Raw genomic sequence first — 15070 nt, 5'->3', positions numbered from 1 at the left:
CACGTACAAGAGTTGTCATGACCATGAGTGACCTCGCCTCCTCCAACAGCCCCCTCACCCGCGAGGCCATGGAGCCGTTCTGGCTGCCGATGACGCCGAACCGGCAATTCAAGGCGAAGCCGCGCATCTTCGTTGGCGCTGAAGGCATGCATTATCTCACCGACGACGGCCGGCGGATTCTCGACGGCATGGCCGGGCTGTGGTGCGTCAACGCAGGGCACGGACAGCGGAGGATCGTCGAGGCGATCCAGGCGCAAGCCGCAAAGCTCGATTTCGTCTCCTCGTTCCAGATGAGCCATCCGGCGGCCTTCGAGCTCGCGCGCCGCATCACCGAGATCGCCCCGGCAGGGCTCGACCATGTCTTCTTCACCAATTCCGGCTCGGAATCGGTCGACACCGCGCTGAAGATCGCGCGCGGCTATCACCGTGCCCGCGGCGAGGCCGGCCGCATCCGCTTCATCTCGCGCGCGAAGGCCTATCACGGCATGGGTTGGGGCGGCCTCTCCGTCAGCGGCATCGTGCGCCACCGCAGGGATTTCGGTCCGCTACTGCCGGAGGTCGACCACCTCCCGCATACGCATGATCCGGAGCATGCGGCCTTCTCGCGCGGACAGCCGCAATGGGGCGCACATTTTGCCGACGAACTCGCAAGGCTCTTGCAGCTCCATGATCCCAGCACCGTTGCCGCCGTCATCGTCGAGCCCGTCACCGGCTCGGGCGGCGTGCTACCACCGCCCGTCGGCTATCTCGAACGGTTGCGAGAAATCTGCGACCAGCACGGCATTCTCCTGATCTTCGACGAGGTCATCACCGGCTTCGGCCGTCTGGGTGCCGCCTTCGGGGCCAATGCGTTCGGCGTGACGCCTGATCTCATCACCTGCGCCAAGGGCATGACCAACGCCGCCGTGCCGATGGGCGGCGTCATCACCAGCGGCAAGGTCTATGACGCGCTGATGCAGGGGCCGGACAACACGATCGAGCTGTTCCACGGCTACACCTATTCGGCCCATCCGCTCGCCTGCGCGGCCGGTCTCGCCGCGCTCGACGTGTACCAGGATCTCGGCCTGTTCGAGCGGGCGCACCGGCTCGCGCCGGTGTGGGAGAACCATGCGCATGGCTTGCGCGACCTGCCCCATGTCGTCGACATCCGCAACATCGGCTTGCTGGCCGCAATCGACCTGAAGCCGCGCGAGAGCGCGCCGGGTGCGCGCGGCGCCGAATGCGCAGGCCGCTGCTATGAGGACGGGATCCTGATCCGCAGCAGCGGCGACACCCTGCTGATCTCGCCGCCCCTGATCATCACCGAGGAGCAGATCGGCGACATCTTTGCCGCCATCCGCCGGGCGCTGGGCAGTATCGACTAGCTCTTCATCCCGCCGGCAGCGCATCGAGGTGGCACGCCACCCATTGCTCGCCTTCAGTGGAGCGAAGCTGCGGCTCCTCTGTCCGGCAGCGATCAAACACGTACGGGCAGCGGGTGTGAAAACGGCACCCGCTCGGCGGATTGATCGGGCTTGGCACGTCGCCACCGAGGATGATGGGATTGCGCTGGGCGCCGGGCTCCGGCAGCGGGACCGCCGAGAGCAAGGCCTTGGTGTAGGGATGCCGTGGTGCCGCAAAGATTTCCCGGCGCGGCGCAACCTCGACGATCTTGCCGAGATACATCACCGCGACGCGGTGGGTCATATGCTCGACAATCGCGAGATCGTGGCTGATGAAGAGCAATGCCAGCCCGAACTCGCGCTGAAGATCCTGCAACAAATTGACGATCTGCGCCTTGACCGAGACGTCGAGCGCCGAGACCGCCTCGTCGCAGACGATCAGCTCCGGCTCGGCTGCGAGCGCCCGCGCGATGCCGATGCGCTGACGCTGGCCGCCGGAGAACTCGTGCGGCCTGCGGTTGAGCGCTTCCCGCGGCAGCCGCACCGTGTCCATCAGCGCCGTCACGCGCGTCTCGAGATCGGCCGCCGATTTGGCGAGGCCGAAATTGCGGATCGGCTCGGCCAGGATGTCGCGCACGCGCATGCGCGGATTGAGGCTCGAGAACGGATCCTGGAACACCACCTGCATGCGTTGCCGTAGCTGACGCATCGTGCTCGGATGCGCGTCGTCGATACGCTGGCCGTCGAGGATCACCTGGCCGGATGTCACGTCGAACAGCCGCAGGATGGCGCGACCGACCGTCGACTTGCCGCAGCCGGACTCGCCGACCAGCGACAGCGTCTCGCCGCGCGCAATCTCGAACGACACGCCGTCGACGGCGTAGACATATTCGGTTTGTCGCCCGAACAGGCCCTTGTTGATCGGGAAATGCTTCTTGAGGTCGTTGACCTGGAGCAGCGGAGGGCTCATGCCGCGATGGCTCCCTTGGCCGCGTAATGGCAGGCGGCGATGTGGCGTGGCCCCTTTTCCTCGAGCCCCGGCGCGTATTGCCGGCAGAGATCGGTTGCAAGCGCGCAGCGGCCGGCGAAGACGCAGCCGGTGATCGGCTTGCGCAGATCGGGCACCTGCCCGGGAATTTCGGCGAGCCGCGTCGCCGTACCGGCGAGAGAGGATCCGAGCTTCGGCACCGCACCGAGGAGGCCTTGCGTATAGGGATGGCGCGGTGAACGAAACAGCTCGGCCACCGGTGCCTCCTCCACCTTGCGGCCGGCATACATGACCATGACCCGTTCGGCGATCTCGGCGACCACGCCGAGATCGTGGGTGATCAGGATGATCGCCGCGCCGACGCGGCGTTTCAAATCGAGCATCAGCTTCAGGATCTGCGCCTGGATGGTGACGTCGAGCGCGGTCGTCGGCTCGTCCGCAATCAGGAGCTTGGGATTGCAGGCAAGCGCGATCGCGATCATCACGCGCTGGCGCATGCCGCCGGAGAGCTGGTGCGGGTATTCGCGCACGCGTCGCCTCGGCTCGGGAATGCCGACGAGCGTCAGCATTTCGATCGCGTGCGCCTCGGCGGCCTGCTGGTCCAGACCCTGATGGATCATCAGCGTCTCGCGGATCTGGCGACCGACCGTCAGCACCGGATTGAGGCTCGTCATCGGCTCCTGAAAGATCATCGAGATATCGTTGCCGCGGATCGCGCGCATCTCGCGATCCGAGAGCTTTAGGAGATCCTTGCCCGCGAAGCGAATGGCGCCCGCGATCCTGCCCGGCGGCTCGGGGATCAGCCGCATCAGGGACATCGAGGTCACCGACTTGCCGCAGCCGGACTCGCCGACGATGGCGAGCGTCTCGCCTTCGTTGACATGGAACGACACGCCATCGACCGCGCGGTTGATGCCGCTGGGGGTACGAAAGTGGGTTTGAAGGTTTTCGACTTCGAGCAACGCCATCGCCATCAGCTCCGCAGCATCACAGGCTCTTGGCCATGCGCGGATCGAGCGCATCGCGAAGACCATCGCCGAGCAGGTTGACGGCGAGCACGGTGACGGACAGGAACGCCGCCGGGAAAAACACGATGTAGGGCTTGACCTGCCACAGGGCGCGGCCCTCGGCCATGATGTTGCCCCAGGACGGTATGGTCGGCGGCGTGCCGGCGCCGATAAACGACAGGATCGCCTCGGTGATCATGGCGCTGGCGCAGATATAGGTCGCCTGCACCAGCATCGGCGCCAGCGTGTTGGGCAGGATGTGGCGCAGAATGATCATCGGCGTGCGCGTGCCGCAGGCCACCGCGGCATCGACATAGGGCTGCTCGCGCAGCGACAGCACCACGCTGCGGACCAGGCGCGAGACACGTGGGATCTCTGCAATGGTGATCGCCAGAATGACGTTACCGACGCTGCCGCGCGTCAAGGCCATCAGCGCGATCGCCAGCAGGATCGGCGGGATCGACATCAACCCGTCCATGAAACGCATCAAGATGCCGTCGGCCCAGCGGATGAAGCCGGAGACGATGCCGATGGCGAGCCCGGCGGCCGAGGCAAGCACCGCCACCGAGAGGCCGACCGTGAGCGAAACCCGCGCACCGAACAGCACGCGCGAATAGATATCGCGGCCAAGCACGTCGGTGCCGAACCAGAAAGCGGCAGACGGGGCGCGCGTGCGCTTGGCTGGTGCGAGCGCAGTCGGATCGACCGTCCAGAGATAGGGCGCGAACACCGCAATCAGGATCAGCGCGAGCAGCAGCGCACCACCGATCGCGACCGTTGGATGGCCACGCAGGAAGCCGAGGAAACCGCGCCGGATCCTCACCGGCCGAAGGATGTCGGGCAGTTGCGGTGCGAGGACGAGGCCGGCAGGAAGCGACTGCGGACTAACGGTCGTATCGGTCAATAGCGGATCCTCGGGTCAACGAGCGTGTAGGTGACGTCGATCATCAGATTGACGAGGACGTAGACGAAGCTGAACAGCAGCACGATACCCTGGATGACGGGATAGTCGCGCCGCAGGATCGCATCGATCGTGAGACGGCCGAGACCGGGGATCGCGAACACGCTCTCCGTCACGACCGCGCCGCCGATCAGGAGCGCGATGCCGATCCCGATCACGGTCACGATCGGCACCGCCGCGTTCTTGAGTGCGTGAATGAACAGGATACCACCCTGCCCCATCCCCTTGGCGCGTGCGGTGCGGATATAGTCCTGCTGCAGGACCTCGAGCATGGTCGCGCGGGTGATGCGCGCGACCAGCGCGATGTAGACACAGCCGAGCGCGATCGCCGGCAGGATCAGGTTTTGCAGCCACGGCCAAAAGCCCTCCGTGAGCGGCGTGTAGCCCTGCACCGGAAGCCATTCGAGCTCCAGCGCGAAGACATAGGCCAGGACATAGCCGACGACGAAGACCGGCAACGAGAAGCCAAACACCGCGAACGCCATGATGGCGCGATCGATGAAGCTTCCCGCCTTCCATGCCGCGAGCACCCCCAGCGGCACCGCAACCACGATCGTGAGCAGAAGCGTGACGGTCATCAGCGACAGCGTCGGTCCGAGACGCTGCCCGATCATCGCGGACACCGGCAAGTTGGTGAAGATCGAAGTGCCGAGATCACCGTGCAGGATGCGCCAGACCCAGCTTCCGAACTGGACCAGGAAGGGACGGTCGAGGCCGAGGCCCTGGCGGATGCGCTCCACATCCTCCGGGCTTGCCTGGTCGCCCGCAATCACCACGGCGGGATCCCCCGGCGCGATGTACAGCAGGCTGAACACGAACAGTGCGACAATCGCCATCACCGGCAAGGTGGAGACGATGCGCCGGAGGATATAGGAGAGCATCTGGCCTCAGCGCAGGATCATGCGGTCTTCGATACGCCCCAGAACAAGGGCACAGGTCCCTTGGCAACGCCAGAGACGTTCTTGCGCCACGCGGTGTAGCCCAGGAAGAAGCCGGTCGGCGCGTAGACGACGTCATCCATCGCCGCCTTGTTGAGACGACCGATGGCGGCCTTCTCCTCGTCGAGGTTCTTGGCTTCGAACCACGAGCTGACTTCCTTTTCGGTGCCCGCGCTGGTGGGCCAGCCGAACCAGGCCTTGTCGCCGGTCGCGCGAATGGCCGTGTAGGGCGCAGGATTGACGCAATCCGCGCCCGCATGCCAGGTGTGGAACATGTTCCAGCCGCCCTGTCCCGGCGGCGTCTTCACCGCACGACGCGCGCCGACCGTGCCCCAATCGGTCGCGACGAAGTCGACGTTCATGCCAAGCTGTTTCAGGAGGTCCGCGGTCACGTCGCCCATGGCCTTGGTGATCGGCTGGTCCTGCGCGACGAGGCAGGTCACCGGCTGGCCGGAATAGCCGCTCTCGGCGAGCAGCTTCTTGGCGGCACTGAGGTCGCGCTTACCCTTCAGGATATCGCCACCCACTTCGGTGTAGAGCGGTGTATCCGGCGTGAAGAAGCTGGGCAGCGACTTCCACAGCGAATTGTCGTCGCCGACGATTGCACGCATGTAGTCTTCCTGGCTCATCGCCATCAGCACCGCGCGCCGCGCCTTGACGTCGTTGAAGGGCGGATACAGGAAATTCATGCGGAACGAGCCGATATTGCCGAGGGGGTCGCCGATATCGACGCTGATGTTCTTGTTCTTCTTCAGAACCGGGACCAGATCGGCGATCGGGTTCTCCCACCAGTCGATCTCGCCATTCTGCAGCGCGGCCGCCGCGGTTGCCGGATCAGGCATGATGATCCACTCGACGCGATCGATCATCACCTGCTTGCCGCCGGCCAGCCAGGATGGCTTCTCCTGCCGCGGCACATAGTCCGCGAATTTCTCGAACACAGCTTTCGCGCCGGGGACCCACTCGCCCTTGACGAACTTCAGCGGACCGGAACCGATATAATCCGTGATCTGCTTGAACGGGTCGGTCTGCGCGATGCGCTCCGGCATGATGAAGGCAACCGGCGCGTTGTTCTTGCCGAGCGCGAACAGCAGTTTCGGGAAAGGCTGCTTCAGCACCCATTTGAAGGTGCGGTCGTCGACGGCCGTGAGCGCCTGCTCGTTCGCCTTGATCATCAGGCCCATCGGATCGCGCGCCGCCCAGCGATTGAGGCTTGCAACAACGTCCTTGCTCAGCACCGGCTCGCCGTCATGGAATTTGAGCCCCGACCGCAGCTTGAACGTCCAGGTCGTGCCGTCGTCGGTCACCTCCTCGGACTCGACCATCTGCCGCTGCGGCTGGAACGAGGAATCGATGCCGTAGAGCGTGTCCCAGACCATCGCGGCCGCGTTGCGCACGACGTATTGGGTGCCCCAGATGGGGTCGAAATTGGCGAGATTGGCCTGCGGCACGAAACGCAGGGTCCGGGCCGAAGCGCCTTGCGCGATCGCCGGCGCCGAGATGCCCCCCGACAATGCCAGACCGCCCGCGCCAGCCAGTCCCTTCAATACGGTCCTGCGATCCATGAATTCCTCCCAGTAATGCCGTGATGCCGGCCGTTCATTGGCCAAGGGCAGGTGAAACAGAGCCCATTAGCGTGCAAATGGTATGCCAGTAACCGCGTGTCCGCCAGCCGGTTCTCATCGACTTTTGGCCCGTCGCTGCGCAGCAGCACGGACGAGACCGCGCCAGGACGGCGCGAGCTCCTGGTCCGTTCGAGGAGCACCCAAGACGACGATCTTCATCGCGCCTCCGGGTCCACGATCACAGCAGTCTTGCTCCGAAATTCCGCTCGGGATCCATGTCCGCCACGAGCCGGCCGGTCGGCTTTGCCGCCTCGCCGCCGCTCCGCGCCAGGAATTTACCGCTACCCGCGCTGGCGAGACACTTGTCGCCGTCGACGATCACGCGGCCGCGCGAGAGCACCGACACCGGCCATCCCTTCAGCTTGCGGCCCGCAAACGGCGTGTAGCCGGCAAGATCGTGCATCATCTCGTCCGCGATGACTGTCTCGCGATTGGGATCCCAGATCGCGATATCGGCATCCGCACCGATCGCAATCGAGCCCTTGCGCGGATGCAGATTGTAGATCTTCGCAGGTGCCGTCGCGGTCAGCTCGACGAACTTTTCAAGGCCGAGCCGCCCCTTCGACACCATCGCGTCGAACAGCAGCGGCAGCCGCAGCTCCAGTCCCGGCAGGCCGTTCGCGACCTGCTTGAAATTCGGATTGGGGCCGGCGCGCAGCTTGCCGGTCTCATCGTAACGATACGGCGCGTGGTCCGAAGAGATCGTCTGGAGATCGCCGAGCGACAGCGCCTGCCACAGCGCCTCCTGGTCCGAATGCGTGCGCGGCGGCGGGCTGCACATCCACTTGGCTCCCTCCACGCCAGGCTTGTCGAGATCGTTGGCCGTGAGGAACAGATATTGCGGACAAGTCTCCGCGAAAACCTTCAGCCCCTGCCCACGTGACTCGCGGATCACCTTCGCGCCCTCGGCGGTCGAGACATGGAAGATCATGATTGGCTGGTCAATCAGCGCCGCCATGCCGATCAGCCGTGTGAAGGCCTCGGCTTCCGACACACGCGCGTGGCTAACGGCGTGGTACTTCGGCATGGTGTAGCCGCGCGCAAGCAGCCGTTTGACCATCCAGGCGATGATGCCGTGGTTCTCCGCATGGGCGCACAGCATCGCGCCGGACTGGCGAGCCGCGAGAAGAATGTCGAGCAGCGGCTCGTCATCGACCTTGAGCCGGTCGTAAGTCATGAAGATCTTGATCGACGCGTGGCCCTGCTTCACCAGCGCGGGAATATGCTCTTCGACCGTCTCCCTGGTCGCATCCGCAACGATCATGTGAAAGGCGTAGTCGATCACGGCGCCCTTCCTGGCGAGCGCGTGATAGTCCTCGACCACTTGCGGCAACTTCATCCCGACATGCTGGGCCGCAAACGGGATCACCGTGGTGGTGCCGCCGAAGGCCGCCGACACCGTCGCGCTCTCGAACGTGTCGGCATTCATGATGCCGGCGGCAGACAGCTGCTCGATATGCGCGTGGCTGTCGACGCCGCCTGGCAGCACCAGCTTGCCGCGTGCGTCGATCTCGCGCTTGGCCGGCGGAAGCCCGCGGCCGATGGCCGCAATGGTCTCGCCGGAGATGGCGACATCCGCCTCGAACACATCGGTGGTGGTGGCGACGCGGCCGCCGCGGATGATCAGATCGTAAGTGGGTTCAGTCATGAGGCACTCCGTGATAGGCCTGAGCGAAATGATTGCCGGTTTGCAGAGCGACCATCGGCATCATTTCTCCGGCGGCACCGCACCGGTACGGCTGGTGATCAGGCCGTAATGCTCGATGCGGCGGTGCTGTGCAAAGTTGAAGATCGTGGTTTTGCCGAAGGCGGTGGCATCGAGATCGCACGGATAGACCAGGAGCTCGTCCTCTTCGGTCCTCGCTTCGGCAACGATCTCGCCGTTGGGATCGACGATCAGACTGCCGCCAAACAATGCGTGGCCGTCCTCGACGCCCGCCTTGGCCACCGCGACCACCCAGGTCGCGTTCTGATACGCGCCGGCCTGCACGGAGAGGCGATTATGAAACAGGCGCTTCTCGACGCCCTCTTCGCTTCGCTCCGCATTCACCGACGGCGTGTTGTAACCGATCAGCACCATCTCGACGCCTTGCAAGCCCATGACGCGATAGGTCTCCGGCCAGCGGCGGTCATTGCAGATCGCCATGCCGATGATGCCGCCCAGCTCGCGCCAGACGTTGAAGCCGAGATCGCCCGGCTCGAAATAGCGCTTCTCCAGATGCTGGTGCGACCGATGCGTCTCATATTCCACATGGCCTGGCAGATGGACCTTGCGGTATTTCCCGACGATCTTGCCGGCCTTGTCGGTCAGAACGGCCGTGTTGAAGTGGCGGCCGTCGGGCGTCAGCTCGGCATAGCCGAAATTCATCGCCATCTGGTGCTGCGCGGCGCGCTCGAACAGCGGCCTGGTCGCTGCGTTCGGCATTTCACGCTCGAACCAGCTGTCAAAGTCGGCGCGGTCCTCCGCGTACCAGCGCGGGAAGAACGTCGTCAGCGCCAATTCCGGATAGACGATCAGATCCGCGCCTTTTGCTTTCGCCTCGTCCATCAGCGCGATCATGCGCTTGACCACCGCCTCGCGGCTGTCGGCCTTCTGAATCGGACCCATCTGGGCGGCGGCAACTGTGACGATACGCATCAGCGATGTCCTGATTTCTTGACGACTTTTTTGGCGAGGCTGGCGATCGCAGCTTCAATGGCGGGTCGGCGCGCGCAGCATAACGCGGCCCCGCGCCGTTTTTCCACCCAAGCAGCTTTCGTGCCGTTCTGTCACATCGTCCCTCCTGCTCGGCGGCCGTATTGCCCGTGAAGTGGGCACGCGAATGTGGGAAGCCCACGCGAGAAACGTGCGGCGCACCACGGATTTTTCGGCGCAAATCGTCACATCCGCTGCACTGCAATCGGAGTCCTTGGAATCGTCTGTATAATTTGCAGGCGTCAAGCGGCCGTGCGGGGTCGCCGGATGCCTACGAGCTATGCACAGCGGTCAGCTCAGCCCCCCGGTTCTACGCCCCATCGCCAAAATGCTCCGCAAAGTTACGACCACCGATTTTGGATGGATCGGGACGGGCGACATAGCGATAAATCCGAATTTCGGTAAATTGGAATACTCTGAGTGCGCGGAGCGGCCACGCTCGCAGCGACGGCGCGCGGAACGACATCAAGATGATATAATTCGTCAACGCGCTGCGACGGCGGAACTCTGGCATTCGCTCCTGGTTGATGGTCTAAGCACCCACCCTCCCCGCGATCGCGCGCTTCGTTCTCCTCCCGGAGTTTCACCGATGACTTCAGCCGACCGGCCGGCGACGCGGCTCGCCACGCGCCTCTCGTTCCTGGTCGCCGGCTTCGGGCTCGCCTGCTGGGCGCCGCTGGTGCCGTTCGCGAAGGAGCGGCTCGCGGTTGATGACGCGGTCCTAGGCTTGCTGCTGCTCAGCCTCGGCATCGGCTCGGTGGTCGCGATGCTCGCAACCGGCATCTTGAGCGCACACTACGGCACCAAGCCTATCATCATCGGCGGCGGAATCGGCCTCGCCCTGGTCTTGCCGCTGTTGGTCATCGCCGGTACGCCCATGACATTGGCGCTGGCGCTCCTCGCCTTCGGCGCGGCGCTCGGCTCCATCGACGTCGCCATGAACATCCATGCCGTCGAGGTCGAACGCGCGGCGAACGAGCCGCTGATGTCGGGCTTTCATGCGCTCTTCAGTATTGGCGGATTTGCCGGATCCGCGGTGATGACGGCTCTGTTGTCGGTTCATCTCGGACCGCTCGCAAGCGCGTTGATCTGCTCCGTGCTGATGCTGATCGCGATGGCACTCGCCGCGCCGCGCCTGCTGCGCCGAGCACAGGCGCAGGAGGGACCGCTGTTCGTGCTGCCGCATGGCATCGTGCTGTTGTTGGCGCTGCTGGCCGCCATCACCTTCCTGATCGAAGGCGCGATGCTCGACTGGGGCGCGCTGCTCGTCATCGGCACGGGCCTCGTCAGCGAGGCGCAGGGCGGGATCGGCTACATCGTGTTCTCGATCGCAATGACCGTCGGCCGGCTCGGCGGTGACGTCGTCGTCGCACGCATCGGCGATCGCACCACGCTGGTCGGAGGAAGCCTGCTTGCCGTCGCGGGCCTCGCCGTGCTGTTGCTCGCGCCGAGCAAGGCCATTGCCATCGCCGGTTTCCTGCTCATCGGCCTCGGCGCCTCGAACCTCGTGCCGATATTGTTCCGCGGTGCGGCGACGCAGACCGCGATGCCCACGGGGCTCGCAGTGGCGTCGATCACCACCGCCGGCTATGCCGGTGTTCTGCTTGGCCCCGCCGGCATCGGTTTTATCGCCCACGCCGCCGGACTCCCGATGGCGTTCTGGATGCTCGCTGCACTGATGTGTGTCGTCACGCTGTCGGCGCGCGCCGTGACCACAAAATAGCACAGCGCGCGACCGCCTGCCGTCACACGAGGCTGGACTTGCCACGGCTCAGGATCTCGCCCGCGCCCTTGCCGCCGACGATCCTGCCCTGCGCGTACACCACCCGCCCGCGTGCGATCGTCGTGACCGGCCAGCCGGTGACATCAAAACCCTCCCAGGGCGTGTAGTCGGAGCCGTGATGCAGGTCGGCCTGCCGAATCGGCTTCGTGAGCTTCGGGTCCCACAACACGATGTCGGCGTCGAAGCCTACACCGATCGAGCCCTTCCGCGGATAGAGGCCGTAGATGCGCGCGTGGTTGGTCGCGGTCAGATCGACGAACTTCTGCAGCGTGATACGTCCCTTCGAGACGCCCTCGGAAAACAAGATCGGCAGCCGTGTCTCGACGCCGGGGATGCCGTTCGGCACCCAGCGAAACGAGGTGCGGGCATTCGGCGTCAGCTTGCCCTTGGGATCGTCGTAGCGGAATGGGCAGTGGTCGGACGAAAAGGTCTGGAATACGCCCGACGTGATGCCTTCCCAGATCGCCTGCTGGCTCTCGACATCGCGCGGCGGCGGCGAGCACACGTATTTCGCGCCCGTGATGTCCATGTTCAGCCCCTTCATGTCGTCGGCCGTCAGCGTGATGTATTGCGGGCAGGTCTCCGCATGCACCGGCAGGCCGCGCTGCTGGGCCCACCGGATCTGCTCCATCGCCTCGCGCCCCGAGACATGAACGATCATGATGGGAACGCCGATCACCTCGGCGTGGCTGATGGCGCGATGCGTCGCCTCGCGTTCGACGGCCTGGGGTCGCGAAGTGCCGTGATAATAGGGCGCGATGTGGCCTTCTCGTTCGAGCTTGGCGGTGAGGAAACGAATGGCGTCGTAGCCCTCGCAATGGACCATGACGAGCGCCTCCTCGCGGCGCGCGACATCGAACACTTCGAGCAGCTGCTTGTCGTTGAGTACGAGGTCATCATAGGTCATGAAGACCTTGAACGAGGTGTAGCCGTCCTTGACCAGCGCCGGCAGCTCCTGCCCAAGCACGACGGCGGTCGGGTCGGAGATGATGAGGTGGAAGGCGGTGTCGATGTAGCACTCGCCTTCCGCGAGCTTGCGGTAGTTTTCGACGCAGGTGCGCAGCGACGTCCCTTTCTCCTGGAGCGCAAAGGGCAACACCATGGTGTTGCCGCCGGCCGCGGCTGCCCGTGTCGCCGAGGCAAAATCGTCGGCCATCACGACGTCGGGGCCCTGGGCCTGCGAGATGTGGACGTGGCTGTCGATGCCGCCCGGCAGCGCCAGCAATCCCGACGCGTCGATTTCGCGCGCCGCACCTTCGAGATGATCGGCAATGGCGACGATCCGGCCATCGCGAATGCCGATATCGGCGCGAAACTCGTCGCTGGCCGTCACGATGGTGCCGCCGCGAATGGCGAGATCGAGCTGCGTCACAGGTGTCTCCGTCACTTCATCATTGCTGAGGTCTGGAATATCCGTCCCCACGGCGCAAGCGCTGCGATGTCGCCGCCGGCGAGGCTGAGGCTTCGCCACAACGTGACCGCAACGGAGTCGAGCACGGCAATATCGAGCTCCCGTTCGAGCGGAGCCGCAAGCGCGGCGCCATCGAGGTTGGTGCAGAGGATGACGATTGCGTCGGCGCCCTCCGCCGCCACGGCGCGGATCATGTCGGCGATCGTCGCGGGCGCGACCTCGCCGAAGGAGAAATTGTCGCGCAGGCCGAGGTGCCGCTCGGCATGCGGCGCAATGCCCTCTTCGGCCCAGACATCGGCGATGCGCCGCTGCACGTCATCGGTATAGGGCGAGACCAGACCGACACGTTTGGCGCGAAATGCGCGGGCGGCATCGATGCAGGCGAGCGTCGAGGTCGTCGCCGGCACGCTGGTGCGCGCCGCGATGGCCTGGCAAAGGCTCCTGTCGCGACCGATGCCGAGCCAGCTCGCCGACGTACCGTTCCAGGCAATCGCGTCGACCTTGGCATCGGCCAGCAGGTCGGCGGCCGGCAGCATCACCGAGGCATCGAACTGGCTCAGCGCTGCTGCGTCGAGCGCGATCTCGGTGACGCGGAAACGGGAGAAGTGCACGGTAATGCCGTCAACGCCGTGCAGCATGGCGCAGGTCGCAGGCTCCAGCACCGAATTGGAGGACGGCGTGATCATCCCGAGACGCTTGCGCAGGACTGACATCGATCGCGATTACTCCGTTGCCACGACGCGCGCGGCTGCGCCCCCCCCCCCGGAAAGGATCATCCTCGGCCCTTGGCGCCTGCGCAACCCGCAATTTTTGCAGGCTGCATGTCATCTGTTCGCCAGGCGTTTCAGGCGGTAAAGGTTGCCCGCAAACGCCGCCAGCCGATCACGACGCCGGTGACGGAAAACACCAGGCCAAGCGCGCAAAGCCCGACGATCAGGACATCGCGCAGGCGCGGATGCGCCATGACGACCGGGAAATCGAACGTGTGCAGCGCGGTGTAGGCCCAGCGATAGGCTCGCCGCGAGGCGTCCAGCCGTTGCAACACGCTGCCGTCGGCGCCGTCGATGTCGAACCAGAGATCACCGCAGCGGGAACGGTAGATGGGCGCGCCGGGAACGATGGACTGCGCGGGATAGTCATCGTGATCGGCGACAAGGAACGCCGCGCCGCAGTCGGCCGCCAGGCGTGTCGTCAGGCTGAGAACGTCCTGCTCATCAAGGAACGCCATCTTCCGATCGCGGGCTGGCTCGCCGCCCTTCATCAAGGTCTGACTGTCAAGGCCGGTCCGGTCGCGCCGAAACACCGCTCCGTTGAAAGCAAACCATTCGACTTCGCGGACCGATGGCAACAAGCGCCGCAGATCAACGGATGGAGCCGTGCGCCAGTCGGGCACGGCATTTGTCACGGCAGCCTCGGCCGGGGTCAACTGCCCGCGCGAAAACAGCCGGCCGTGATCCATCGAGAGCCAGCCACTGAAAATCCAGGTCAGCACGAAAACGGTCGAGACGAGCCCGATGATATGATGCAGGGCGTGCCAGCCGCGATAAGGCGATGAGATCCGGCGGCCTTGAATCCTGATCCTGACGACACCGAGCACCGCCCCCAGCACCGCCGCGATCAAGGCCACCAGCGACAGTGTCGAGACGACCTGGTCCCACAGCGGCCAATTGCTCCTGAGAACCGTCGGATAGATCCAGTGCACGACACTGCCGACCCAATTCCATCCACGCTCGCCGCGGCTCGTATCCAGCACGACTTCGCCGGTGCGCGACGAGACATAGATCTCGGTCCCGGCCGCATCGCGGAGAGCTATGCGGAACAGGGGCCGGTGGCGATCGAAACCGTTCGGCACGCTCCATTGGTCGTAATCAGCACGCGCAGCTATCCCGGCCCGCGCGGCATCGAGCCCGCGGCCGCGGGCATGGTCTTGCGCAATGGCGAGCGCGAGATCGGGAAATTCCACCGATGCATCCGTCCCGTCTGACGCATGGACCGCCCGCACGCGCGATGGACCCGACACGACGTAGACCGGCCCGTCGCTGCGCCGGATCAGGCGAACGCGGGTGGCGTCACTTATCCCGCTGGCTACTACTGCGTCGGCAACCGGAATGATCGACGCTCCGCCCTGAACCGGCGCAAGCCCAGTGAAGCGTTCCGCTTCCGTCAGCGACGGAAACGGAACGAAATGCATCACGATTCCGCTCGCGAACCACATCGCGAACAGGAGGCAGAACGCGATCCCGAGCCAGCGGTGCAACAGGACGATCGCGCCCATCATGT

12 protein-coding genes are annotated in these 15070 nt (G+C 65.0%); 2 read left to right on the top strand and 10 right to left on the bottom strand.

Annotated elements, in window-relative coordinates:
- The first annotated feature begins 23 nt into the window (after positions 1–23).
- Entirely contained in the window at positions 24–1364 is a 1341-nt protein-coding gene (locus tag NLM31_RS16485) for an aspartate aminotransferase family protein (protein WP_254196200.1), read from the top strand.
- A 4-nt stretch (positions 1365–1368) separates the two neighbouring features.
- On the opposite strand, the gene NLM31_RS16480 is transcribed toward NLM31_RS16485, so the two are convergent.
- The 7 genes from NLM31_RS16480 to NLM31_RS16450 all read right to left on the bottom strand — a co-directional run bounded on the left by NLM31_RS16480 (position 1369) and on the right by NLM31_RS16450 (position 9539).
- Positions 1369–2352 carry an ABC transporter ATP-binding protein gene (locus NLM31_RS16480; RefSeq protein ID WP_254130363.1) on the bottom strand — a complete coding sequence of 328 codons (984 nt, stop codon included), beginning with the start codon at positions 2350–2352 and terminating at the stop codon, positions 1369–1371.
- On the bottom strand, positions 2349–3338 hold the full coding sequence (locus tag NLM31_RS16475; RefSeq protein ID WP_254130362.1) for an ABC transporter ATP-binding protein: 990 nt from the start codon (positions 3336–3338) through the stop codon (positions 2349–2351). Before NLM31_RS16475 ends, NLM31_RS16480 begins: the two co-directional genes overlap by 4 nt.
- A 19-nt stretch (positions 3339–3357) precedes the next feature.
- On the bottom strand, positions 3358–4281 hold the full coding sequence (locus NLM31_RS16470; protein ID WP_254130361.1) for an ABC transporter permease: 924 nt from the start codon (positions 4279–4281) through the stop codon (positions 3358–3360).
- On the bottom strand, positions 4278–5219 hold the full coding sequence (locus NLM31_RS16465; RefSeq protein ID WP_254130360.1) for an ABC transporter permease: 942 nt from the start codon (positions 5217–5219) through the stop codon (positions 4278–4280). Before NLM31_RS16465 ends, NLM31_RS16470 begins: the two co-directional genes overlap by 4 nt.
- Positions 5220–5236: 17 nt before the next feature.
- Positions 5237–6841, bottom strand: a complete 1605-nt coding sequence (locus tag NLM31_RS16460) for an ABC transporter substrate-binding protein (protein ID WP_254192894.1) — start codon at positions 6839–6841, stop codon at positions 5237–5239.
- Between the two features lie 238 nt (positions 6842–7079).
- The gene (gene hydA, locus NLM31_RS16455) at positions 7080–8549 is read right to left on the bottom strand and encodes a dihydropyrimidinase (protein WP_254130358.1); all 1470 of its coding nucleotides are present in this window, start codon (positions 8547–8549) and stop codon (positions 7080–7082) included.
- A 60-nt stretch (positions 8550–8609) separates the two neighbouring features.
- Entirely contained in the window at positions 8610–9539 is a 930-nt protein-coding gene (locus NLM31_RS16450) for an N-carbamoyl-D-amino-acid hydrolase (protein WP_254130357.1), read from the bottom strand.
- Positions 9540–10185: 646 nt separating this feature from the next.
- On the opposite strand from NLM31_RS16450, the gene NLM31_RS16445 reads away from it, so the two are divergent.
- The gene (locus NLM31_RS16445; protein WP_254130356.1) at positions 10186–11319 is read left to right on the top strand and encodes an MFS transporter; all 1134 of its coding nucleotides are present in this window, start codon (positions 10186–10188) and stop codon (positions 11317–11319) included.
- A 22-nt stretch (positions 11320–11341) separates the two neighbouring features.
- Here the strand turns inward: NLM31_RS16445 and hydA (NLM31_RS16440) are convergent, their stop codons facing one another.
- The 3 genes from hydA (NLM31_RS16440) to NLM31_RS16430 form a co-directional block, all read right to left on the bottom strand.
- On the bottom strand, positions 11342–12751 hold the full coding sequence (gene hydA, locus NLM31_RS16440; RefSeq protein WP_254130355.1) for a dihydropyrimidinase: 1410 nt from the start codon (positions 12749–12751) through the stop codon (positions 11342–11344).
- Positions 12752–12762: 11 nt separating this feature from the next.
- The gene (locus NLM31_RS16435) at positions 12763–13503 is read right to left on the bottom strand and encodes an aspartate/glutamate racemase family protein (protein WP_254130354.1); all 741 of its coding nucleotides are present in this window, start codon (positions 13501–13503) and stop codon (positions 12763–12765) included.
- Positions 13504–13634: 131 nt separating this feature from the next.
- On the bottom strand, positions 13635–15068 hold the full coding sequence (locus NLM31_RS16430) for a PepSY domain-containing protein (protein ID WP_254192893.1): 1434 nt from the start codon (positions 15066–15068) through the stop codon (positions 13635–13637).
- Positions 15069–15070: the final 2 nt, after the last annotated feature.

Origin of the sequence: Bradyrhizobium sp. CCGUVB4N (assembly GCF_024199945.1) — a bacterium.
GTDB lineage: Bacteria > Pseudomonadota > Alphaproteobacteria > Rhizobiales > Xanthobacteraceae > Bradyrhizobium.
This window is presented reverse-complemented; position numbering and strand designations above follow the sequence as displayed.